We start from the raw sequence: 22,529 nt of genomic DNA on the forward strand, positions 1-22,529 counted from the left end.
GTGGTCCTGGGTGGAATAGATGTTGCAGGACGCCCAGCGCACCTCGGCGCCCAGCGCCACCAGCGTCTCGATCAGTACGGCGGTCTGCACCGTCATGTGCAGCGACCCCGCGATCCGCGCGCCCGCCAGGGGCTTGGCCGCGCCGAATTCCTCGCGCAGCGCCATCAGGCCCGGCATCTCGGTCTGGGCGATGTCCAGTTCCTTGCGGCCGAACTCGGCAAGGCCGATGTCGCGCACGAGATAGTCTTGGGGGGCTACCTGATTCATCGAAGGCCTCGCGGGGGAATGGAACAAGGGCGGCCCTTGTCACAGACCGCCCCGAAAGGCAACGCGGCTTGCAGGGTGACGCGGGGTTTCCCGCCTCAGCCCAAGCCCACCTTGGCGTAGAAGGCCCCCGGATCGACCCCGTCCTGATAGCCGATGCCCGAGGCGATCACGCAGTTGGTGTCGTCGGCGCGTTCCAGCAGCACGGTCCAAGTGCCCATCAGCCCCGAGCCCCAGAGCTGGGTGCCGTCGGCGCGGCGGGCGATCAGGTTTTCCTCGAACTCGGACTTGAGAGCGGCGCTGACGACCGGCGCGGCATCGCACCAGGGCATGTTGCCGCTGGCTTCGGTTTCCAGCGGCAGGGTGCGGGCAAGCTCGACCACCTCGGGGCCGGACAGGCCGGCAACGGCGGTCCAGCCCTTGACGGGCGCGTTCAGGGCCGGCGACGGCAGGATGGCGGATTGCGCGGCGGAAACCGGAATGGCGGCGATGGCGGCGGCAAGGGCGATACGGGGAAAGCGCATGGGACACGTCTTTCTTGATGTTCAGGGCAGTTCGTCTGCGTCGTGACAAAACGGCCACGGTCACGGCAGAGTTCCGCAGAGCCGCCGAAACGCCGCTTGACAAGCCCGTGATGATCTGGGCTGCAGCCTGATATTGCTGCACAAATCACCCCAGGAAAAAACCGCCGCGATCGTCTGGAAGGGTGGAAATCAGCCCCGGTCCCTGCGACACTCGTTTCAAAACGATAACGTCGGGCGGCGGACAGGCAGATGACGAATTGGTGGATGATGGCTGTCGCGGCCACTGCGGCAGGATGCGTGCTGGCCGGCACGGCGACGGGGCAGACCGGCAGCGGATCGGCCGCCTCCTCGCCATTCTCGGGGCTGTTCTCGCGCGGCGATCCGGTGGCCAACGCGCCGGTGGACCTGCAATTCCGCGTCACCACCGGCGACGAGGATCTGGAACGGCAGTTGCGGAACACCTCGCGCATCACCGGGGCGCTGGTCGAGGGACGCTATACCGCGCAGGACGTGCTGGCGGCGGCGCGGGCGGATTATTCCCGCCTGCTGGGGCTGCTTTACGACGAGGGCTATTACGACGCGATCATCGACATCCGGCTGGACGGGGTCGAGGCCGCGGGCATCGCGCCGCTGGACGCGCCGCAGATCGTCCGCCAGGTCGTCGTGACCGTCGATCCGGGGCAGGCCTTCCGCTATGCACGCGCCGACATCGCGCCCTTGGCGCAGGGGACCGAACTGCCCGAGGATTACCGGGTCGGAGAAATCGCCCGCACATCCGACATGCGCACGGCCGCCCGCGCCGGGGTCAGCGGCTGGCGCGACCAGGGTCATGCCAAGGCCGATGTCGCCGCCACCCAGATCATCGCCGACCATGAAATCCGCAGCGTGGACAGCCGCATCGCCCTGACGCCCGGCCCGCTGGTCCGCTTCGGCCAGTTGCGCGCGACCGGCAACGAACGGCTCAGCACCCGGCGGCTTTACAAGATCGCGGGCTTTCCCGAAGGCGACCGCTTCGACCCCGAAACGCTGGAGGAGGTGCGCCGCCGCCTGCGCCGCACCGGCGTCTTTTCCTCGATCAACCTCGAGGAAGCCGAGGCGTTGAACCCCGACAACAGCATGGACGTGAACCTGACCGTGCTGGAACAGCGCCCCCGCCGCATCGGCGCGGGTTTCGAGATCAGCAGCCATGACGGGGCGCTGGTCTCGGGCTACTGGATGCACCGCAACCTCTTGGGGGGCGCGGAACGGCTGCGGGTGGATGCCGAGGCCAAGGACCTGGGCTCGGGCACCTCGGGGCGCGACTACCGGCTGGGGGTGCGGATCGACCGGCCCGCCACCATCGCCCCCGACATCACCGCCTCGGTCGAGACGCGGGCCGAACGGCTGCGCGAGGAGGATTATGACCTCGACCTGGGCGTCTTCGGCTTCGGCCTGACCTGGCTGCCCAGCGAGCGGCTGACCGGCCAGACGACGCTGGAATACCGCCGCTCGCGCGTGACCGACGACACCGGCACCACGGATTTCGAGGTCCTGGCGCTGCCGACCTCGGTCACCTGGGACCGTCGGGACGAGCCGACGAACGCCCGCCGCGGCACATGGCTGACCGGCACCGCGACGCCCTTCACCGGGCTGAACGACGAGGCGGGGTCGGGCCTGCGCTTTGTCGGCGAGGGCCGCGCCTATCGCAGCTTCGGCGCGGATGACCGCTTCACGCTGGCTGGCCGGGCGCGGGCGGGGTCAATCTGGGGGCCGGAGATCGAGGAAACCCCGCGCGACTACCTGTTCTATTCGGGCGGCGGCGGCTCGGTCCGCGGGCAGCCCTATGAATCGCTGGGCGTGCGGGTGATCGAGGGACCGGAAGGGACAACGGTCAAGACCGGCGGCATGAGCGTGGCCAACCTGACGGCCGAGGCGCGGGTGCAGGTCCGCCCGCGCATCGGCGTCGTGGCCTTTGCCGATGCCGGCCGGGTCTGGGCCGACAGTTCCTTTGACGGCGAAACCGACTGGCACGGGGGCGCGGGGCTGGGGGTGCGCTATGACACGCCTATCGGGCCGCTCAGGCTGGACGTGGCCGGCCCGGTAGGCGGCGACACCGGCGACGGCGTGCAACTTTACCTTGGACTCGGGCAGGCGTTCTGATGAAAAAGCTTCTTGCCGCCATGGCATTCGCGCTGCTGCTGCCCTTGTCGCCGGTGGCCGCGCAGGACCCTGCCCCGGCCGAATCCGGCGACATCGCTGCCGACGCCGCCGCGATTTCCGCCGAGGTCGAGGATGACCGCGGCTTCATCACCCGCTTCCTGGAACGCAACCTGTCGGACGCCGGGCGGCAGGTCGAGATCCGGGGCTTCCAGGGTGCGCTTTCATCCCGCGCGACCTTCGAGGAACTGACCATCGCCGATGACGCGGGCGTCTGGATCACCATCCGCAATGGCGCGATCCAGTGGAACCGTTCCGCGCTGTTCGCCCGCCGCATCGACATCCAGGAACTCTCCGCCGGGGAAATCATCATCCCCCGCCTGCCGGAAGGTGGCGAATCCGGCCCCACGGCCGAGACGCGGGAATTCGCCCTGCCCACCCTGCCCGTCGGCATCAATATCGCCCGCCTCAGTGCCGCCCGCGTGGCGCTGGGCGAGCCGATCATCGGCGAGGCGGCGGTTGTGTCCCTAGACGGCGCGATGAACCTTGCGGGCGGTGAGGGCGCGGCGCAGCTTGCGATCAACCGCGTGGACGGCAAGCGCGGCGTCTTTGCCGTGGATGCGGCCTATTCCAACGAGACCACGGTCCTGCGGCTGGACCTGAGGCTGGACGAGGACGCGGGCGGGCTGTTCGCCAACCTGGTCGGCCTGCACGACCGCCCGGCCGTGCAGGCCGAGATCCGGGGCGAAGGCCCGCTGCGCGACTTCGCCGCCGATATCCGGCTGGCGACGGACGGGCAGGACCGCGTGACCGGCCGCGCCTCGGCCCGCGCCGAGCCGGGACAGGACGGCACCCCCGGCACCGCCTTCCGGCTGGAACTGAGCGGCGACGTGGCGAGCCTGCTGCCGCCCGAGAACCGCGCCTTCTTCGGCGCGCAGTCGCAGCTTCTGGCCGAGGGCTGGCGCGGCGAGAACGGCCGCCTGTCGATCCCGGCGCTGCTGATCGACACCGAATCGTTGAACCTCACCGGCTCGGTCACGACCAACGACCAGGGCGCGCCGCAGTCGGTCGTGCTGCTGATGACGCTGGGCGAGGATGCGGGCGCCACCACCCTGCCCGCCCGCCTGCCCCTGCGGGGCGAGCCGATCGACGTGCAGTCGGGCAACCTGCAGATCAGCTATGATGCCGCGCAAAGCGACGCCTGGACCCTGAACGGCCGCATCCGCGACGTGACGCGCGGCGCCAACCGCATCGGGGCGCTGACGCTGAACGGCGGCGGCTCGGTCGTCATGGAAAACGGCGGGCTCGAGGCGGTGCTTGGCCGGATCGGCTTCGGGGCCGAAGGGCTGGCGCTGTCGGACGCGGGCGTGCAGGCCGCGCTGGGCAGCAGCATCACGGGCGAGACCGGCTTCGACTTCACCCCCGGCAACGCGCTGGAGCTTGCGGGCTTCAGCCTGTCGGGCCGTGACTATGGGCTGGGGGGCGATATCCGCCTGGACGGGCTGCAGTCGGGGATCACCGTCTCGGGGGCGCTGGACGCGGCCTACGAGGACGCCTCGCACCTGTCGGGGCTGGCGGGGCGGCCGCTCACGGGGCAGGTTTCTGCCGAGATCAGCGGGCTTTACACCGTGCTGACCCGCGGCTTCGACGCCGAGATCACGCTGAACGGCATGGATGTGACGGTCGATCAGGAACAGATCGACCGCCTGCTTGCGGGCGACGCGGCCATCGCCATCAGCGCGCGGCGGGACGAGACGGGCATCGAGATCCGCGAATTCAGCGTCAATTCCCAGCGGCTGACAGCCGAGGCCGCCGGCCTCATCAGCTCGACCGCGACCGACCTGCGGGCGACGCTGCGGCTGGCCAGCCTGACCGACGCCGATCCTGCGATGGCGGGCGGGCTGGAGGCCGAGGCGACCGTGACCGGCGCGCCCGGCGCCCGGCGCGTCAGCATCTCGGGGATGGCGACCGACCTGGTGCTTGGCATCAGCGAACTGGACGCCGCGCTGCAGGGACAGACCGAACTGACTGCAGTCGCGCAGGAACGGGACGGCAGCTTCGTCATCGACAGCTTCCGGCTGGCCAATCCGCAGATCGTGGCGGAAGGCGCCGGCAGCTTCGGCGAGGTGCTGGACGCCGCGCTTGAGGTCGAGGTTCCCTCGCTGGCCGCGCTGCGTCCCGAGATGTCGGGCGCGGTGCAGGCCACGGCGCGGGTCAGCGGCAGCAATGGGGCCCGCGCGATCGAGGTCACGGGCACCGGCGAGGACCTGCGGCTGGGCCAGCAAGACGTGGACGGGGCGCTGACCGGCACGACCGAGTTCCGCCTGTCCGCCGAACAGCGCGAGGGCGCCATCACCATCAACGACCTGCGGCTGGAGAACCGGCAGATGCAGGCGCAGGTCGCGGGAACGCTGGGCCAGGATGTCACCGACCTGAGCGGCAGCGCCGAGATCCGCTCGCTTGCCGCTTTCGGGCGGGGATGGCAGGGCGCGCTGCGCGTGAACGGCAGCCTGCAGGACGACGGCAGCGGCGTGCGGCGGCTGGCAGTGGACGGCACGGGACAGGACCTGTCGCTGGGCCAGAGCAATGTCGACGGGATGCTGGCGGGGGAAACCCGGCTGACGGTGCGCGGCACGCAGGTGGGACAGGTCTTCACCATCGAGCAGGCGATCCTCGACAACACCAGTGCCCGGGCCGACATCTCGGGCACCATCGGCAACGGCAGCACGGATGTCAGCGGCGAGGTGGACCTGCGCGACCTTTCGGCGCTGGGCATGGGCTGGCGCGGCGCGTTCGAGGCGCAGGGCCGCTTTGCCGAGGATGGCACCGGCGTGCGGCGGCTGGTGGTGGACGGGGTGGCCAACGACCTGTCGCTGGGGCAGGCGCAGGCGGATGCCGCGCTTGCGGGCGAGACGCGGCTGACGCTGCGCGGGGCCGAACGCGACGGCGTGCTGACGATCGAGCAGGCGGTGGTGGACAACGCCCGGCTGAACGCCACGGCGCAGGGCATCCTGGGCGGCGGGCAGACCGACGTGACGGCGCAGTTGCGGGCCGACAGCCTCGGCTTTCTCGGCGGCGGCATCGGCGGGGCGCTGAGCGCCACCGCCCGGCTGACCGATGCGCAGGGCGGCCGCCGGGTCACGGCCGAGGGCAGCGCGACCGGCCTCCGGGTCGGGAACGAACAGGCGGACCGGCTGCTTGCAGGAACGACGCAGTTCGATGTGGCGGCGCTTCTGCCCACGCGCGGCCCGGTCGGGATCGAGCGGCTGAACGCCCGCAACGGCCAGGTCAGCATCAGCGCGGAAGGCTCGCCCGCCGCGCTGGACGTCGATGCGGCGCTGTCGAACCTGGCGCTGCTGGTGCCGGGGCTGACGGGTCCGGCGACGGTTTCGGGCAGCGTGGGGCAGACCGGGACCGGCTATGTGCTGGACCTGGCGGCCACCGCGCCGGGCGGCACCCGCGCCACCATCGCCGGCAGCGCGGCGGCGGATTTCTCGACCGCCGACATCCGCGTGGCGGGCATCAGCGACGCGGCGCTGGCCAACCCCATGCTGCGGACCCGGTCCATCGCGGGGCAGGTCGATTTCGACCTGCGCCTGCAAGGAGCGCCCGCGCTGGAAAATGTGACCGGCCGGGTCAGCCTGCCCGGCGCGCGGTTGTCGGACCCGAACATCGGCCTGTCGGTCGAGAACCTGACCGCCACGGCCGACCTGAACGGCGGCCTCATCACCATCGACGCGACCGGGGCCATCGCCGAAGGCGGGACGCTGACGGTCACGGGACCGATCGACCTGCGGGGCGGCACCACGCTGGACCTGCAGGCGACCCTGAATCAGGTGGTGCTGCGCGACCCCAATCTTTACGAAACCGTGGCAAGCGGCACCGTCTCGATTTCCGGCAACCCGGCGGACGGGCCGCTGGTCGCGGGCACCATCACCCTGGGCGCGGTCGAGTTCCGCATCCCCAACACCGGGCTGGGCGGCCGGGCGATCCCCGACATCATCCACCTGAAGGACCGACCGCCGGTGCGCGCCACCCGTGCCAAGGCGGGGCTGCTGCCCTTTCCCAGCGCCGACAGCCGCATCGCCGGCATGGTCGCACCCCCCGCCACACCCCCTGCGAATCCCGCGCGGCTGGACGTGACGATCAACGCGCCCAACCAGGTCTTCGTGCGCGGCCGCGGCGTCGATGCGGAACTGGGCGGCCAGATCCGCCTGACCGGCACCGCCCGCAACGTCATCCCTATCGGCCAGCTTGAACTGATCCGGGGCCGGGTGGATCTGCTGGGCCGCCGCTTCGACATGACCGAAGGGCTGATCGAGATGCAGGGCAGCCTCGTGCCGGTGCTGCGGCTGGTGGCCGAAACCCAAGCGGACGGGATCACCACCCGCATCATCATCGACGGCGATCTGCGCGACCCCGAGATCACCTTCCAGTCCGACCCCGAACTGCCCGAGGAGGAGGTGCTGTCCCAACTGCTGTTCGGGCGCGGGATCGAGACGATCTCGCCCCTGCAGGCGGCGCAGCTTGCCAATGCCGTGGCGGTGCTGGCAGGCCGGGGAGGTGCGGGTCTGGTCGGCAACCTGCGCAACGCCGCGGGCCTGGACGACCTAGACCTGGCCACGGATGACGAGGGCAACATCTCGGTTCGGGCGGGGCGCTACCTGTCACGAAATCTTTACAGCGATGTTTCGGTCGATGCCGACGGCAGGTCGCGCATCAACCTGAACCTCGACGTGAATGAGGCGGTGACCGCGCGCGGATCGGTCGCAAGCGACGGGGAAAGCACGCTGGGGGTCTTCTTCGAACGCGACTACTAGGCGAGCGTGACACGCAGGACTCGCGCATAGGGAACGTGGCGGTATCCCGCCCGGCCCGGCGCGACTAACCTTGTGATCTTGCGGGAAGACCGGGCATTCTTTAATGCTTCGGAAACCGCCGCACCCCCTCGGATCAGGATACTCGTGGAACGCCGTCATTTCATGGGCACGATGACAGCCGCGCTGGCAAGCGGCGTCATGGCGCCGCGCCTCGGGCTGGCACAGGCGGTCCCCGCCGCATCCGAGTCCGTCCCCGTCGCCTTCGGCTTCGAGGAGGTGGCGCGCATCGCCACCGACCTTGCCCGCGCAGCTTATGTGGAACCGCCTTCCACGCTGGAGCCGCCCTTCAGCGACCTCGGCTATGACGCCTATCGCGGCATCCGCTTCCGGCGCGAGGCCGACCCCTGGGCCGACATCCCCGGCTTCGGGCTGGACCTGCTGCCGCCGGGCATGCTGTTCACCAAGCCCGTGCGGATCAACCTGGTCGAAGGCGGCATCGTCCGACCGCTGGGCTTCGACCCTTCGGTCTTCGATTTCGACGAGAACGCCTTTCCACCGGATGCGGCGCAGATGCCGCCCGGCAACATGGGCTGGTCCGGCTTCCGGCTGCGGACGGTGCTGAACCATCCGGGCTTCTTGGACGAGCTGGCCGTCTTCCAGGGGGCAAGCTACTTCCGCGTCCTCGGCCGCGGCAACCGCTACGGTCTGTCGGCGCGCGGCCTTGCCATCGGCACCGGCAGCCCCGAGGGCGAGGAGTTCCCCTTCTTCCGCGAGTTCTGGGTCCATTCGCCCGATCTGGTGAACCAGTCGGTCACGGTCCATGCGCTGCTGGACAGCCCCTCGGTCGCGGGCGCCTTTGAATTCGTGCTGACGGTCGGCGACAACACGATGGTGGCGACCCGCACGGCGCTGATCCCCCGGCGCGACCTGGCGGATGTGGGCGTGGCGCCGCTGACCTCGATGTTCTGGTTCGGCCCCGGCGACCGCGGCACCTTTGACGACTATCGTCCCGCCGTCCACGACAGCGACGGGCTCGAGATGGTGACGGGCTCGGGCCAGCGCCTCTGGCGCGGCCTGAACAACCCGGCGACGCTGCAGATCTCGGCCTTCGCCGACCGCGATCCCCGCGGCTTCGGCCTGATGCAGCGCAGCCGCGACTTTGACGACTACCAGGACGCCGAGGCGCATTACGAGCTGCGCCCCTCGGCCTGGATCGAGCCTGCGGAAGGCTGGGGCGAAGGGGCGGTGGTGCTGGTGGAAATCCCGCTGGAAAGCGAGTTTCACGACAACATCGTGAGCTTCTGGAAACCGGTCCAGCCGCTGCTGGCCGGGGTGCGCCACGATTTCGCCTATGGCCAGCGTTTCGGCGCGACGCCGGGCGACAGCTTTCCGGTGGCGCGGGTGCGCCATACTCGGTCGGGCCGCTCGGTCAACGCGCAGGGGGCGCGCAGCTTCTTCATCGACTTCGACCTCGACCTGTTCCGCGACCAGCCCGATCCGACCGCCGTGGTCAGCACCTCGGCCGGCAGCATCGAGCATCCCTATGTGATCCGCCTGCCCGACGAGGGGCTGCTGCGGCTTTCGTTCGAGTTCCGGCCCGACCGCACCGACCTGGCCGAGATCACCGCCCGGCTGGAAGGCCCCGAGGGCCGGCTGAGCGAAACCTGGCTTCACCGCTGGACAAGGGGATGAGCGGTTGGACCGCACCGATCCCCCGCTTCTGACCGGCCACGCGGGCCCGGCCGGGACCGCCTCGGGCGCGTCCGAGGGGCGGGCGGACGGCTGGATCGGGCGGATGCCGCCGGTCCCGCCGGAAGCGCCCCTGGCGATGCCCCTGCAGGATTTCCGCGCCCCCCCGCCACCGGGGCCGCCGCGCCAGCCGGCCTCGGGCCGGGTGCTGGCCGCGCGGCTGCTGGCCTTTGGCGGGGCGGCCGCGATCACCGTCGCGGGATGCTGGCAGATGATGGTCGCCTTCGGCGCCAACATCCTGCCGCTGCAATGGGCGCTGCTGGCCTTCTTCACCCTGACCTTCGGCTGGGTCGGCTTCAGCTTCTGCTCGTTGCTGGCGGGGCTGATCGCGCGTCCTCCTGTCACGCCCGCGAACCCCGGCCGGGCGCGGGTCGCCATCCTGATGCCGATCTACCACGAGGACACGGCCGACAGCCTGGGGATGCTGGGCGCGCTGGCGGACGAGCTGGCGCAGGCGGGCATGGCCGACCGGGCCGAGATCTTCGTGCTCTCCGACAGCCGCGACCCCGATGTCTTCGCCGCCGAGACGCTGGGCATCGCCGCGCTGCGCGACACCTGCCCCCTGCCCGTCTGGTATCGCAGGCGGACCGACAACATCGGCCGCAAGGCCGGCAACATCGCCGAGTTCATCCGCCGCTGGGGCGGGCGCTATGACCAGATGGTGGTGCTGGACGCCGACAGCGTCGTCAGCGGCGAGGTCGTCCGCGCCATGAGCGCGCGGATGACGGCCGACCCCGCGCTGGCCCTGATCCAGACGATCCCGGTGCTGGTCGGGGGACAGACGCTGTTTTCCCGCGTGATCCAGTTCGCGGGCCGCGTCTATGGTCCGCCCATCGCGCGGGGTGTCGCCGCCTGGTCGGGCGATAACGGCAATTTCTGGGGCCACAATGCGCTGATCCGCGTTCCGGCCTTTGCCGCCTGCTGCGGACTGCCGGAACTGCCGGGCGCGCCCCCCTGGGGCGGCACCGTCCTGTCGCATGACTTCGTCGAGGCCGCCCTGCTGCGCCGCGCGGGCTGGAAGGTCCGCCTGGACTGGGACCTGCGCGCCTCCTACGAAGGCTGCCCGCCCACCCTGCTGGACATGGCCGTGCGCGAGCGCCGCTGGGCGCAGGGGAACCTTCAGCACCTGCGGCTGGTCGGCGCGCGCGGCTTCACCGCCATCAGCCGCGTCCATTTCGCCGTCGGCGTCCTCGGCTTCCTGATGAGTCCCGTCTGGCTGGCGATGATCCTCGTGGGTCTGGCGCTGACCGCCCACGTGATCCTGTCGCGGCCCGAATATTTCCCGCAGAGCTACCAGCTTTTCCCCGAATGGCCGACCTTCGACGCTCGCCGCATGGTCTGGCTGTTCATCGCCGCGATGAGCCTGCTCTTGCTGCCCAAGTTCGTCGCCGTGGCCCGGTCCTGGCGGCGGCCGCTGGCGGCTGCGGCGGGCGGCCGCTCGCGCGTCCTGCTCAGCGCGCTTTTCGAAACCGTGATGTCGGCACTGATCGCGCCCGTGCAGATGCTGATCCAGACGCGCCAGATCCTTGAAATCCTGCGGGGAAAGAACTCGGGCTGGGAAAGCCAGGTCCGCAAGGGCTCGATGCCGCCCTGGGGGCTGGTGCTGCGGCGACACGGCATCCATGTCATCTCGGGCCTGATGACGCTGGTGGTGGCGGTGTCGCTGTCGCCGGGGCTGGCGATCTGGCTGTCGCCGATCCTCGCCGGGCTGATCCTGTCGCCTGCCATCTCGCGCTGGACCGCCTCGCCGGTCTTCGGTCGCTGGGCGCGGATGGCCGGACTGCTGGTCACGCCCGAGGAACGGATGCCGCCGCCCATCATCGCCGCAAGCACCGGTCATGTCCGCCGCCTGCGCCCTGCGGTCGGCAACACGCCGCTGCTGGGCCGCGACCCGCGCGCCCGCGCCCGTCACGCGGCCCTGCTGCCGCCCGTCCCCGACGCGCCGGCGGCCGAGCGCCTGCCCGCCATCGCCGCCGAGGCCAAGATCGCCGCCGCATCCTCGCAGGCCGAGGCGCTGGCCTTTCTCGACCGCCCCGAGCGCACTGCCCTGCTGTCGGACCCGCGCCTTCTGGACCGCTGGGCCGCGCTGCCGCAATGAGCCGGATCGTTTCGCTGGACATGCTGCGCGGCTACGCGCTGGTCTGCATCATGCTGAACCACATGCCGGTGGGCGTGCTGCGGCAGCTTACCCTCAGCAACTTCGCCGTCTATGACGCGGCCGAGCTGTTCGTGCTGCTGTCGGGTTTCCTCGTGGGCCTTGTCTGGATGAAGGTCGAGCGGGCACAGGGCCGACTGGCCGCGCAATGGCGCTTTGCCCGCCGCGCGGGGCAGGTCTGGCTGGCGCTGGTCCTCGGCGGCATCCTGCTGGCGCTGCTGTCGCGGGGCTTGCTGGAACTGGGCTTCCGGCACACTGCGATCTGGAACGAATACGCCCGCTGGATCATCGAGGTGCCCGTCGGCTATGTCGCGACGCTGGCGCTGATGTGGCTGCAGCCCAATCTGCTGGACGTGCTGGCCCTTTACGTCATCGTTTTGGCCTTGGCGCCGGTGCTGGTGCCGCTGATGCTGCGCTGGCCGGTCGCGTTCTTCGCGGGCTCGGTCGCGGTCTGGCTGATGGCCGTGCCGCTGAACGCTGCCCTGCCCAACCACCGGGTCGAGGGCGGGCTGCTGTTCAACCCCTTCGGCTGGCAGCTTCTGTTCCACACGGGCGTGGCGATGGGGGCCTTCCGCCACCGCTTCATGCCAGTCCTGCGCCGCCATGCCCGCTGGCTCACCCCGATCTCGGTCGCGATCACGCTTTACTCGCTGGCGATGGTCACGCTGTGGCGCTTCGGTCCCGAGGGAAAGCGGCTGGCCGACATCCTGTGGCACGCGGTCGGCAGCGTGGACAAATGGTCGCTGGACTGGGTGCGCTACGTGTCGATCATGGCGGCAAGCTGGCTGGTCGCGGTGCCGCTGTCCGGCCTGTTCGCATGGGCGGCAGGGACGGCCCCGGGCCGGGCACTGGGGACGATCGGCAAGGGCGGGCTGGTGGCCTTTGTCGCCTGCGTGCTGCTGTCGGTCCTGGGCGACGCCATGGCGCTGAGCCTGCCCAAGGGCGCGGCGCGGCTGGGCGTGGACCTGTGGACCATTGCGGCCCTGTGGCTGACCGCGCATCTGTGGTTGCGCGAAAAGGCGCGCCGCATGGAACGGCGCAGCAAGGCAGAGTGATGTCCTGGTGTTCTGGTGGAGCCGAGGGGAATCGAACCCCTGGCCTCGTCATTGCGAACGACGCGCTCTACCAACTGAGCTACGGCCCCACAGGCGGGCTGTTTGGCGGGTCGGCGGGGGGTTGTCAAGCGCCCGCGTTCACCCTGCCGCAATCTGTTCGCGGACCCATCCGGCAAGTTGCTCTGCCGGTCTTGCACCGGCCAGCCGCGCCCTTTCCCGCCCGTCCTGGAACAGGATGAAGGCCGGGATGCCGCGGATGTTCCAACGTACCGTGGCGTCGGGATGGGACTGGGTGTCGATCTTGGCCAACCGCGCGGTGCCCTGCAGCAGGACTGCCGCCTTCTCGAACTCGGGCGCCATCATCCGGCAGGGACCGCACCAGGGCGCCCAGTAATACACCAGCAGAGGCAGGTCGTCGCTGCGCGCGGCCTTTTCAAGCAGGGCAAAGTCGAGCGGGACCGGCTTCTTTGGCAGCAGATCCGTCCCGCAGACGCCGCATCTGGGGCCGGCAGACAGCCGCTCGCGCGGGGTGCGGTTGACCTGTCCGCAGCTCAGGCATGTCAGCTTCAGCCCCATTGCCGATCAGAAGATGCCGACGACATAAAGCAGGATGATGACCACGACGGGGATGCCGAGAAACCAGGCGATGATGCCCTTCATGAGATATTTCCCTTTCGGTTCATGACTCTGGGCAAACGTCCCGACAGGGATGCGGTTCCTGTGGGGTAATGGCGCGGGCCATCCCGGCAGAGGAAAGCCGCGCCATGCAGGCGCGGCTTCCAAAGGCAGAAGGTCGGAGCAGCTTATTCCGCCGCCTCGGCGTAGGCTTCCAGCGGCGGGCAGGTGCAGATCAGGTTGCGGTCGCCATAGGCGTTGTCCACCCGCCCGACCGGGGGCCAGTACTTGTCCACCCGGAAGGCACCCGGCGGGAAGCAGCCCTGTTCGCGCGAATACGGGCGGTCCCAGTCGGCGACCAGATCCTCGACCGTGTGGGGGGCATGGCGCAGGGGGCTGTTTTCCGCAGAAATGCGGCCCTCGGCCACCTCGGTGATCTCGTCGCGGATCGCCAGCATGGCGGTGATGAAGCGGTCAAGCTCGGCCTTGGTTTCCGATTCCGTCGGTTCCACCATCAGGGTGCCGGCCACGGGCCAGCTCATCGTCGGCGCATGGAAGCCGTTGTCGATCAGGCGCTTGGCGATGTCGTCCACGGTCACGCCATGCTCGGCGAAGACGCGGGTGTCCACGATGCATTCATGCGCGACGCGGCCGCGGTTGCCCATGAACAGGATCGGATAGGCCCCGGCCAGGCGGCTGGCGATGTAGTTCGCGTTGAGGATCGCCACGCGGGTCGCCTGGGTCAGCCCTTCGCCGCCCATCATGCGGATATAGGCCCAGGAGATCAGCAGGATCGAGGCCGACCCCCAGGGCGCGGCCGAGACCGCCCCCGCCCCCTTGCGCGGGTCGGCGGGCAGGTAGGGGGCGAGATGTTCCTTGACCCCGATCGGCCCCATGCCGGGACCGCCGCCGCCATGCGGGATGGCGAAGGTCTTGTGCAGGTTCAGGTGGCTCACGTCGCCGCCGATCTCGCCGGGCTTCACCAGCCCCACGAGGGCGTTCAGGTTGGCGCCGTCGATATAGACTTGGCCCCCATGCTCATGGGTGATGCGGCAAACGTCGCGCACGGTGTCCTCGAAGACGCCATGGGTCGAGGGATAGGTGATCATCACCGCCGCGAGCCTGTCGCCAGCCTTCGCGGCCTTGTCGGCGAAATCCTCAAGGTCGATGTCGCCGTTGGGCGCGGATTTCACCACCACGACCTTCATCCCGCACATCTGCGCGCTGGCCGGGTTGGTGCCATGCGCCGACACCGGGATCAGGCAGATGTCGCGGTCCTCGCCATTGGCCTTGTGATAGGCGGCAATTGTCAGCAGACCCGCATATTCGCCCTGCGCGCCGCTGTTCGGCTGCAGCGAGAAGGCGTCGTAGCCGGTGATGTCGCAGAGCTTCTTGGTCAGATCGGCGAACATCCGGTGATAGCCTGCCGCCTGCGGCTCGGGGGCAAAGGGGTGCAGCATCCCGAACTCGGGCCAGGTCAGCGGCATCATCTCGGCCGCCGCGTTCAGCTTCATCGTGCAGGAGCCGAGCGGGATCATCGCCCGGTCCAGCGCCAGGTCGCGGTCCGACAGCCGGCGCATGTAGCGCATCATCTCGGACTCGGCCCGGTTCATGTGGAAGACCGGATGGGTCAGGTAGTCGCTTTCCCGCAGCAGATCCTCGGGGATCGCGGGCTCGCTTGCGGGCTCGGCCGGATCGGTGATCCCGAAGGCGTCCAGCACCCGCGCGATCACGCCCGCATCCGTCGTCTCGTCCACGCTGATGCCCACGCGGTCGCGGCCGATCCGGCGCAGGTTGATGCCGCGCTGCTCGGCGGCGGCGAGGATGCCCATCTGGCCCACGCCCACCCGCACCGTGAAGGTGTCGAAGAAGGCGTCCGTTTCCACTTCCGCCCCGGCTGCGCTCAAGGCACGTGCCAGCGTCACGGCATTCAGATGCACCCGCTGGGCGATGGCCCTGAGGCCGACCGGCCCGTGGAACACGGCATAGAACCCGGCCATCACCGCCAGCAGCGCTTGCGCCGTGCAGACGTTGGACGTGGCCTTCTCGCGCCGGATATGCTGCTCGCGCGTCTGCAGCGCCAAGCGGTAAGCCTGCCGCCCCGCCGCGTCAATGCTGACACCGACGATGCGGCCCGGCATGGCCCGCTTCATCTCGTCGCGGCAGGACATGAAGCCCGCATGCGGCCCGCCATAGCCCATCGGCACGCCGAAGCGCTGGGCCGAGCCCACGCAGATGTCCGCGCCCATCGCGCCCGGCTCCTTCAGCAGGCAGAGCGCCAGCAGGTCGGTTGCCGCCACCGCAACCGCGCCCGTCTTGTGCAGCGCCTCGCAATAAGGGGTCAGGTCGCGGACATGGCCGAAGGTGCCCGGATACTGGAAGATCGCGCCGAAGACCTGCGCGGGATCGCAGTCCTCGGGACGCCCGCGGATGATCTCGATCCCCAGCGGCTCGGCCCGCGTCTCGATCACGCTGATCGTCTGGGGATGCAGGTTCTCGCTGACGAAGAAAGCCTTGGCCTTCGACTTCGCCAACCGCTGCGCCATGGCCATCGCCTCGGCCGCCGCCGTGGCCTCGTCCAGCAGCGAGGCGTTCGCCACCGGCAGCCCGGTCAGGTCCGCGACCATCGTCTGATAGTTCAACAGCGCCTCGAGCCGGCCCTGCGCGATCTCGGGCTGGTAGGGCGTGTAGGCCGTATACCAGGCCGGGTTTTCCAGGATGTTGCGCTGGATCGCCGGGGGCGTCACGGTGCCGTAATAGCCCTGCCCGATCAGGCTGGTCATCACCTTGTTCTGGCCCGCGACCTCGCGCATCATCGCCAGCAACTCGCGCTCGGACAAGGCCGGCCAGTCCAGCGTGCCCTCCTGCCGGATGGCTTCCGGCACGGTCTGCTCGATCAGTTGGTCGAGACTGTCCACGCCCACCACCTTCAGCATCTCCTCCATCTCGGCGGGCGAAGGGCCGATATGGCGGCGGTTGGCGAAATCATCGGGGTTGTAGGAGGTCGGGTTCCAGCGGGTCATGGGATCGCTCACGCTCACAGACAGGCCACACCGGCCCGGTTCAACGGCGCAGGCGGAATCCTCGGCCGCCTGCATCTTCTTTCTGGTTCGAATACCCTGAGATCGTCGCATACGACGATAGGGCAGAGTCCCGGTCGGTCGGCACGGATCAGCCGATCAGTTCCTGATAAGCGGCCTCGTCCATGAAGCCGTCCAGCGACACGCCGTCCGCGGGCTTGACGCGGAAGAACCAGGCCGCCATCGCGTCCGAATTCACGTCGCCCGGCGCATCGGCCAGCGCCTCGTTGACAGCGGTGATGGTGCCCGCGACCGGGGACACGATGTCGGACGCGGCCTTGACAGATTCGATCACCACGATCTCCTCGCCGGCTTCGACCTCGCGCCCGACCTCGGGCAGTTCGATGAAGACCACGTCGCCCAGCTGTTCGCTGGCATGGGCGGTGATGCCGACGACAAGCTCGTCGCCCTCGGCGCGCAGCCATTCGTGGTCGGGGGTATATTTCAGCATGGGGCGCCTCAGCGTTTGTAGGTGGGTTGAACGAATGGCATGGGCGCGACCGTGGCTGGCAGGCGCTTGCCACGCAGTTCGGCGTAGACGGTGGTGCCCTCGGCGATCCCGACGGGCAGCGTCGCCATCGCGACGGGCGCCCCGGCCGAGGGGCCGAAGCCCCCCGAGGTAATGCGGCCGATCGGCTCTCCGCCTTCCGGCGCGGCGTAGATCGGGGTGCCCTCGCGCATGGGGGCGCGGCCTTCGGGGCGCAGACCCCGGCGGATATGCGCGGGTTTACCCAGTTCCGGCAGGATCTTGTCAGCGCCGGGGAAGCTGCCCTCGCGCGCGCCGCCCGAACGGCGGACCTTGGGGATCGACCAGCCGAGGCCTGCCTGCGCGGGCGTCACCGTTTCGTCCATGTCGTTGCCGTAAAGCGGCAGCCCGGCCTCAAGCCGCAGCGAGTCGCGCGCGCCGAGGCCGATCGGCGCCACGCCCTCCTGCGCCAGCAGGGCGCGGGCGAAATCGAAGGCGCGGTCGGCACCGATGCTGATCTCGAACCCGTCCTCGCCGGTATAGCCCGAGCGGCTGACCCACAGCACCCCGCCATCCCAGGGCAGGTCGACCGAATCCATGAAGCGCAACCCGGCGGCGCCCGGCATCAGCGCGGCCAGTGCCGACTCGGCCCCCGGACCCTGCAGCGCCAGAAGGGCGCGGTCGGTGACGACCTCGAGGGCCAGCCCGGCTTCGGTCATGTGGGCGATGTCCGCTTCCGCGCGGGAGGCGTTGACGACCAGCAGCAGGTGATCGCCCTTGTTGGCGATCATCAGGTCGTCGAGGATTCCGCCCGCATCATTGGTGAACAGCCCGTAACGCTGCCGCCCTTGCGCAAGGCCGATGATATCAGCGGGCACCAGGCGTTCCAGCGCCTTGGCCGCGCCCTCGCCGCGCAGGATCACCTGCCCCATGTGGCTGACATCGAACAGCCCGGCGGCCTTGCGGGTGTGCAGGTGCTCGCCCATCACGCCCAGGGGATATTGGACCGGCATCTCCCATCCGGCATAGGGCACCATCCGGGCGCCGAGTTCGGTGTGCAGGTCGTAAAGCGGCGTTCGTCGCAGTTCGGTCATGGCATCTCCCCTTGGCGGCCTGCGGCCGCGTGTCGATGCCCCCTCTGTCCCTGCCCCGCCGGGGCGCCTGAGATCGTTATCCTTCGGCGGGCCATCCGCTGGGGACAGCCACTCTTCAGAGTTCTATGCGGACGCGGTCTTTCTGCCTGAGAGTTTACCGGGGCGGTTGCTCCTTCGGCCCTGGCCTTCGCCAGAGTCTCCCGTCGTCCACGACTTTGGTAGCAGCCGACCCGGCAGTCTGGCAAGGGCCTTGGCGCGGCCGGTCGCCCGGCCACGCGTTCGTCACGGGTAGATCACGACCGGAACGCCGGGGCGGACCATCGAGAAGATCTCCTCGATCTCTTCGTCGTTCACGGCAATGCAGCCTGCGGTCCAGTCGCGGGCCTTCTGCTGCTTGCCATAGGGGCCGCGGCCGTGGATCATGATGTCCCCGCCGGGCTGCTGGCCCAGCATCATCGCCCGCGCCTTGTCGGTCGGATCGGGATAGGAAATCCCCAGCGACAGGTGATAGGAACTGTTCGGGTTCTGCCGGTCGATGTAGTAGATGCCCTCAGGCGTGCGACCGTCGCCTTCGTACATCTTGTGGCCGATGGGCTGGAAACCCAGCCCGATGTCATAAGCCTTCAACACCGTGCTGCCGCTGAGCAGGAACATCTGCCGGTCGCTCTTTTCGACCACGACCTGGGTCACAGGCGGGCCGTTGTAGCTGCGGAACTTGCTTTGAGGTTGCTTTGCGCCGCCGCCGCAGGCTGCCAGAAGGACAAGCGCCGTCAGCGCAAGAAACTTGCGGATAGTCAAGATCATCACTGCCCCAGAATCGCTTATTTGCGTTTTCTTGATCCAGAACTACCACAACCAGCGGTTTTCCGCCAACTTGCAGTAATGACGATCCTCGGAATTTTTCCTGGGACTATTGCGTAAAAGCCGCAACCAACTCGACATGAGGCGACCACCGGAACTGGTCCACCACCTCGATCCCGGCCAGGCTGTAGCCGCCCTGAACCATGGTCCGGGCATCGCGGGCGAAACTCACGGGATCGCAACTGACCCAAGCCACGACCGGCACCCGCGCATGTGCCAGCGCCGCGGCCTGCGCCGCCGCACCTGCGCGTGGCGGGTCGATCACGACGGCGTCGAATCGCGCAAGTTCATCCGGCAGCAGCGGCCTGCGGGCGAGGTCGCGGGCCTCGGTCGTCACCTTTCGCAGACCCGGGGCCGCCCGCCAGCCCGCGTCCAGGGCGGCAAGGGGCGCGGCCAGCCCTTCGACCGCATGGACCTCGGCCGTTTCGGCCAGCGGCAGGGCGAAGGTCCCTGCGCCTGCGAACAGGTCGGCGATCCGCGGCGCGGGGCCGACCATGCGGCGCACGGCCGCCAGCAGCGCGGCCTCGCCTTCCCGCGTCGCCTGCAGGAACCCGCCGGGCGGCGGCACCACTTGCGCCCGCCCAAAGGGGACCGCCGGGGGCCGCGCCACGAACGCCTCGCCATCCCAGTCGAGCCGCGCCCAGCCTGCCGCGTTCACAAGCGCCGCAAGATCCGAGAACAGCTGTGGCACCAGCGGCTTGCCGCCCGTGACCGCGATGTCCAGCCCCGCGGCGGTTTCTGTCACCACCAGCGACAACTCGCCCGCGCGCGAGCCGCCAAGGCTTGCCAGCCGTCGCAGATCCGGCAGCGCGGCAAGGATCGCGGGCCGGACCACGAGGCATTCCGCGACATCCACGATCACCTCCGATGCACGCTGGTGGAACCCGACCAGCGCCCCAGCCTTTGTCCGCCGCCCCGACAGCACCGCCCGCCGGCGCGAGCGCGGGGGAGAGGTATGCACCGCCGCGACCTCGGCCTTGATCCCCTGCGCGGCCAGCGCATTCCTTGCCACCTGCGCCTTCCATCCGGCCACGAAGCCGTCGCTCGCGTGCATCAGCGAACAGCCGCCGCAGACGCGGTAATGCGGGCACGGCGCCTTCACGCGATCCGCCGAGGGCGTCACTATCCGAGGCCGGGCAATGCGCCCCGCTTCGGCCTCGCCCTCGATCTCCTCTCCGGGCAGCGTCAGGGGCGCGAGCGCCCGCTCGTCCCCCCGCAGCGCCACGCCATCGCCGCGCCGGCCCAGCCGCTCGACGGTCCAGGTCATTCGGCAGCCTGCGCGTCCTCGGGCTCCGTTCCCAGGAAGCCGCCCGACTGGCGGTTCCAGTAGCGGGCGTAAAGCCCGCCCCTTGCCAGCAGTTCGGCGTGGCGTCCCTGCTCGACGATCCGGCCGTCGTCCATGACCACGATCCGGTCCATCTCGGCGATGGTGGACAGGCGATGCGCGATGGCCAGCACCGTCTTGCCCTGCATGATCCGGTGCAGCGAGTCCTGCACCTGCGCCTCGACCTCGCTGTCGAGCGCGCTGGTGGCCTCGTCCAGCACCAGGATCGGCGCGTCCTTGACGAAGGCGCGGGCCAGCGCGATCCGCTGCCGCTGCCCGCCCGACAGCTTCACCCCCCGCTCGCCCAGATGCGCGTCATAGCCTTTGCGGCCCGCCGAATCCTGCAGGCCCAGGATGAAGTCATGCGCCTCGGCGGCCTTCGCGGCGGCCACCATCTCCTCCTCGGTGGCACCGGGGCGGCCGTAAAGGATGTTATCGCGGGCCGAGCGGTTGAACATCGCCGTTTCCTGCGTGACCATGCCGATGTTGCGGCGCAGGGATTCCTGCGTGACGCCGCGCACGTCGAACCCGTCCACCCGCACCGCGCCGGTCTCTACGTCATGCAGCCGCAGCAGCAGCGAGACCAGCGTGGACTTGCCCGCGCCCGAGGCGCCGACGATGCCGATCCGCTCGCCCGGCGCAATCCGCAGCGACAATCCCTCGATCCCCCCTTCGCCACGGCCATAAGAGAAGCTGACGCCGTCATAGACGATCTCGCCCCGCAACCGGCCCAGTTCCACCGCGTCCGGCGCATCGACCAGGCCATGGGGCGGGGACAGGGTCTGCATCCCATCCTCGACCTCGCCGATGGAACCCCAGATGCCCATCAGCGCCATGCTGACCCAGCCGGTCATCTGCGCCAGCCGCATCGCGATGGCGCCGGATGCCGCGACATCGCCCGGCGTCGCCACGCCGCGCTGCCACATCATGACTGCGCCGCCGACCAGCACCACCGGCAGGATGCCGGAAACGACCGTCAGCGACAGCCGGAACCAGGTGTTCAGCCGCCCGAAGTCGATGGCGCGGTCGCGGAAGGTTTCCATCGCGCCCAGCGCCGCCTGGTCCTCGTATCCGGCGCTGGCGAACAGCTTGACGGTCTTGATGTTGGTGATGGTGTCGACGACCTGCCCGGTGATCATGGCGCGCGCGCTGGCGCGGCCCTTGGACTGGGCGCGGACGCGCGGCAGAAAGAAGCGGATCAGCGCGAGATAAATCACCAGCCAGACGACCAGCGCCAGGGCGGCCCAGACGTCGATCGTGACCAGGAACAGCGCCGAGCCCAGCACCGCAGACAGCGCAAAGGTGCCGGTGTTGACCATTTCGCTGGCGACATCGGTGACGGCGCGGGCGGTCTGCATCTGCTTCTGCGCGATGCGGCCGGCAAAGTCGTTGTCGAAGAAGGTGACGGAATGGCCCATCGTCCAGCGGTGCAGCCGCGACAGCACTAGGGGGAGGATGTTCGGCCCGATGATGACGTTGGACGAGGCCGCCGACAGCCCCATGATCGCCGGCCGCAGGACCAGGAAGAAGCCCACGAAACCCACGATCAGCCAGCCGTGATCGACCAGCGTCCGCCCGCCCGACTGCGCCACCGCATCGACGACAAGCCCCAGCAGCGTGGCCGAGGCAACCTCGGCCGCCCCCGAGAGCGCCGAGGCGAAGGCGGCAACCCCAAGACCGCCCCAGGCCCCCGACAGCGCCCAGCGGAAGAAAGCCAGCAGCGTCCGGGGCGGCGGGCCGTCGGCGGGACGGAAGGCGTCGATCATCCGCTCGAAGGTTTCGTGCAGCATCATGGGCCTTCTCCCGCCAGCAGGGCGATGTCCACCAGCGCGGGCGCAGGCATCAGGAAACCGCCCTCGATCCACGCCGCCTCCGCAGCCTTCAGCCCGCGCCCCAGTGCCGGCCCCGACAGCCGGTCCGACAGATCCGCAGCCGAGATGGGCAGCGCCTGCTGCGCGGCAAAGGCGATCTGCTCGTGCCAGTCCGCGCGCAGCGCCTCGCCGCGCGAGGCTCGCAGCAGGGCCAGTTGCCCCGCCCGCTCGGCCCCCATCCTATAAGCCGCCTCACCCAGCGGCAGGTCCGAGCGCAGTTCCTCCTGCACCCTCGCCGCGCCCCGCCACCGCCGCAACGCGCCGGCCGGAGCGTGCCCCCCACCCGCGGCGAGCCGCAACCCCCAGTTTTTCTTCTTCGAAAAAATATCCCGGGGTCCGGGGCAGCGCCCCGGTCCGGCATCCCCATCCGGCGCGACGGCGCAAAGCGCAGCCAGCCCCTCGGACCCTGCCCCTGGCAGCACCTGCGCCAGAACGCCGGCCTGCTCCATCAGCCGCACCGCCTCCACCGGATCGGCAGCGGACAGCAGCTTGCGCATCTCGGCCCCGATCCGCTC

The 22,529-nt window shown here is 69.7% G+C and carries 14 protein-coding genes, 1 tRNA gene, 1 pseudogene and 1 riboswitch; of the genes and pseudogenes, 5 read left to right on the plus strand and 11 right to left on the minus strand.

Annotation, left to right across the window (positions count from 1 at the left end; translation table 11 throughout):
* A partial coding sequence (locus Q4F04_RS09055) for an adenosylhomocysteinase (protein WP_303369514.1) occupies nucleotides 1–267 on the minus strand: 267 nt, incomplete at its 3' end.
* Nucleotides 268–362: 95 nt separating this feature from the next.
* Nucleotides 363–788, minus strand: coding sequence for a hypothetical protein (locus Q4F04_RS09060; protein ID WP_303369515.1), 426 nt, complete (start codon nucleotides 786–788; stop codon nucleotides 363–365).
* Nucleotides 789–1,037: 249 nt separating this feature from the next.
* On the opposite strand from Q4F04_RS09060, the gene Q4F04_RS09065 reads away from it, so the two are divergent.
* From Q4F04_RS09065 to Q4F04_RS09085, 5 genes are all read left to right on the plus strand, one after another.
* Nucleotides 1,038–2,927, plus strand: a complete 1,890-nt coding sequence (locus Q4F04_RS09065; RefSeq protein WP_303369516.1) for an autotransporter assembly complex family protein — start codon at nucleotides 1,038–1,040, stop codon at nucleotides 2,925–2,927.
* Nucleotides 2,927–7,744, plus strand: a complete 4,818-nt coding sequence (locus tag Q4F04_RS09070) for a translocation/assembly module TamB domain-containing protein (protein WP_303369517.1) — start codon at nucleotides 2,927–2,929, stop codon at nucleotides 7,742–7,744. Before Q4F04_RS09065 ends, Q4F04_RS09070 begins: the two co-directional genes overlap by 1 nt.
* A gap of 144 nt (nucleotides 7,745–7,888) precedes the next feature.
* Entirely contained in the window at nucleotides 7,889–9,436 is a 1,548-nt protein-coding gene (locus tag Q4F04_RS09075) for a glucan biosynthesis protein (RefSeq protein ID WP_303369518.1), read from the plus strand.
* Nucleotides 9,437–9,440: 4 nt separating this feature from the next.
* On the plus strand, nucleotides 9,441–11,591 hold the full coding sequence (gene mdoH / locus Q4F04_RS09080; protein ID WP_303369519.1) for a glucans biosynthesis glucosyltransferase MdoH: 2,151 nt from the start codon (nucleotides 9,441–9,443) through the stop codon (nucleotides 11,589–11,591).
* The gene (locus tag Q4F04_RS09085) at nucleotides 11,588–12,703 is read left to right on the plus strand and encodes an OpgC domain-containing protein (RefSeq protein WP_303369520.1); all 1,116 of its coding nucleotides are present in this window, start codon (nucleotides 11,588–11,590) and stop codon (nucleotides 12,701–12,703) included. Before mdoH ends, Q4F04_RS09085 begins: the two co-directional genes overlap by 4 nt.
* Nucleotides 12,704–12,716: 13 nt before the next feature.
* Here the strand turns inward: Q4F04_RS09085 and Q4F04_RS09090 are convergent.
* The 9 genes and pseudogenes from Q4F04_RS09090 to Q4F04_RS09130 all read right to left on the minus strand — a co-directional run.
* Nucleotides 12,717–12,792, minus strand: a tRNA-Ala gene (locus Q4F04_RS09090).
* A gap of 49 nt (nucleotides 12,793–12,841) precedes the next feature.
* Nucleotides 12,842–13,279, minus strand: a complete 438-nt coding sequence (locus Q4F04_RS09095; RefSeq protein WP_303369521.1) for a co-chaperone YbbN — start codon at nucleotides 13,277–13,279, stop codon at nucleotides 12,842–12,844.
* Between the two features lie 227 nt (nucleotides 13,280–13,506).
* On the minus strand, nucleotides 13,507–16,341 hold the full coding sequence (gene gcvP / locus Q4F04_RS09100) for an aminomethyl-transferring glycine dehydrogenase (protein WP_303369522.1): 2,835 nt from the start codon (nucleotides 16,339–16,341) through the stop codon (nucleotides 13,507–13,509).
* A gap of 148 nt (nucleotides 16,342–16,489) precedes the next feature.
* Nucleotides 16,490–16,846, minus strand: coding sequence for a glycine cleavage system protein GcvH (gene gcvH, locus Q4F04_RS09105; RefSeq protein WP_303369526.1), 357 nt, complete (start codon nucleotides 16,844–16,846; stop codon nucleotides 16,490–16,492).
* An 11-nt stretch (nucleotides 16,847–16,857) separates the two neighbouring features.
* Nucleotides 16,858–17,958: a glycine cleavage system aminomethyltransferase GcvT gene (gene gcvT / locus Q4F04_RS09110; protein ID WP_303369523.1), complete on the minus strand. Its 1,101-nt coding sequence runs from the start codon at nucleotides 17,956–17,958 to the stop codon at nucleotides 16,858–16,860.
* Between the two features lie 125 nt (nucleotides 17,959–18,083).
* Nucleotides 18,084–18,171, minus strand: a riboswitch (glycine riboswitch).
* Between the two features lie 69 nt (nucleotides 18,172–18,240).
* The gene (locus tag Q4F04_RS09115; protein ID WP_303369524.1) at nucleotides 18,241–18,762 is read right to left on the minus strand and encodes a murein L,D-transpeptidase family protein; all 522 of its coding nucleotides are present in this window, start codon (nucleotides 18,760–18,762) and stop codon (nucleotides 18,241–18,243) included.
* Nucleotides 18,763–18,868: 106 nt separating this feature from the next.
* Complete coding sequence (locus tag Q4F04_RS09120) at nucleotides 18,869–20,086, minus strand: class I SAM-dependent RNA methyltransferase (RefSeq protein ID WP_303369525.1); 1,218 nt, start codon at nucleotides 20,084–20,086, stop codon at nucleotides 18,869–18,871.
* Nucleotides 20,083–21,933, minus strand: coding sequence for an ABC transporter ATP-binding protein (locus Q4F04_RS09125; RefSeq protein ID WP_303369527.1), 1,851 nt, complete (start codon nucleotides 21,931–21,933; stop codon nucleotides 20,083–20,085). Before Q4F04_RS09125 ends, Q4F04_RS09120 begins: the two co-directional genes overlap by 4 nt.
* A pseudogene (locus Q4F04_RS09130) lies at nucleotides 21,933–22,529 on the minus strand (CCA tRNA nucleotidyltransferase); the annotation flags it as partial. The pseudogene Q4F04_RS09130 and the gene Q4F04_RS09125, both read right to left, overlap by 1 nt.

This window comes from Paracoccus sp. (in: a-proteobacteria) (assembly GCF_030536915.1).
Taxonomy (GTDB): Bacteria; Pseudomonadota; Alphaproteobacteria; order Rhodobacterales; family Rhodobacteraceae; genus Paracoccus.

Coding starts and splice junctions, on each gene's coding strand:
- Q4F04_RS09060 (WP_303369515.1), bottom strand. CDS start 788: ATGCGCTTTCCCCGTATCGCCCTTGCCGCCGCCATCGCCGCCATTCCG.
- Q4F04_RS09065 (WP_303369516.1), top strand. CDS start 1,038: ATGACGAATTGGTGGATGATGGCTGTCGCGGCCACTGCGGCAGGATGC.
- Q4F04_RS09070 (WP_303369517.1), top strand. CDS start 2,927: ATGAAAAAGCTTCTTGCCGCCATGGCATTCGCGCTGCTGCTGCCCTTG.
- Q4F04_RS09085 (WP_303369520.1), top strand. CDS start 11,588: ATGAGCCGGATCGTTTCGCTGGACATGCTGCGCGGCTACGCGCTGGTC.
- Q4F04_RS09095 (WP_303369521.1), bottom strand. CDS start 13,279: ATGGGGCTGAAGCTGACATGCCTGAGCTGCGGACAGGTCAACCGCACC.
- gcvP (WP_303369522.1), bottom strand. CDS start 16,341: ATGACCCGCTGGAACCCGACCTCCTACAACCCCGATGATTTCGCCAAC.
- gcvT (WP_303369523.1), bottom strand. CDS start 17,958: ATGACCGAACTGCGACGAACGCCGCTTTACGACCTGCACACCGAACTC.
- Q4F04_RS09115 (WP_303369524.1), bottom strand. CDS start 18,762: ATGATCTTGACTATCCGCAAGTTTCTTGCGCTGACGGCGCTTGTCCTT.
- Q4F04_RS09120 (WP_303369525.1), bottom strand. CDS start 20,086: ATGACCTGGACCGTCGAGCGGCTGGGCCGGCGCGGCGATGGCGTGGCG.
- Q4F04_RS09125 (WP_303369527.1), bottom strand. CDS start 21,933: ATGCTGCACGAAACCTTCGAGCGGATGATCGACGCCTTCCGTCCCGCC.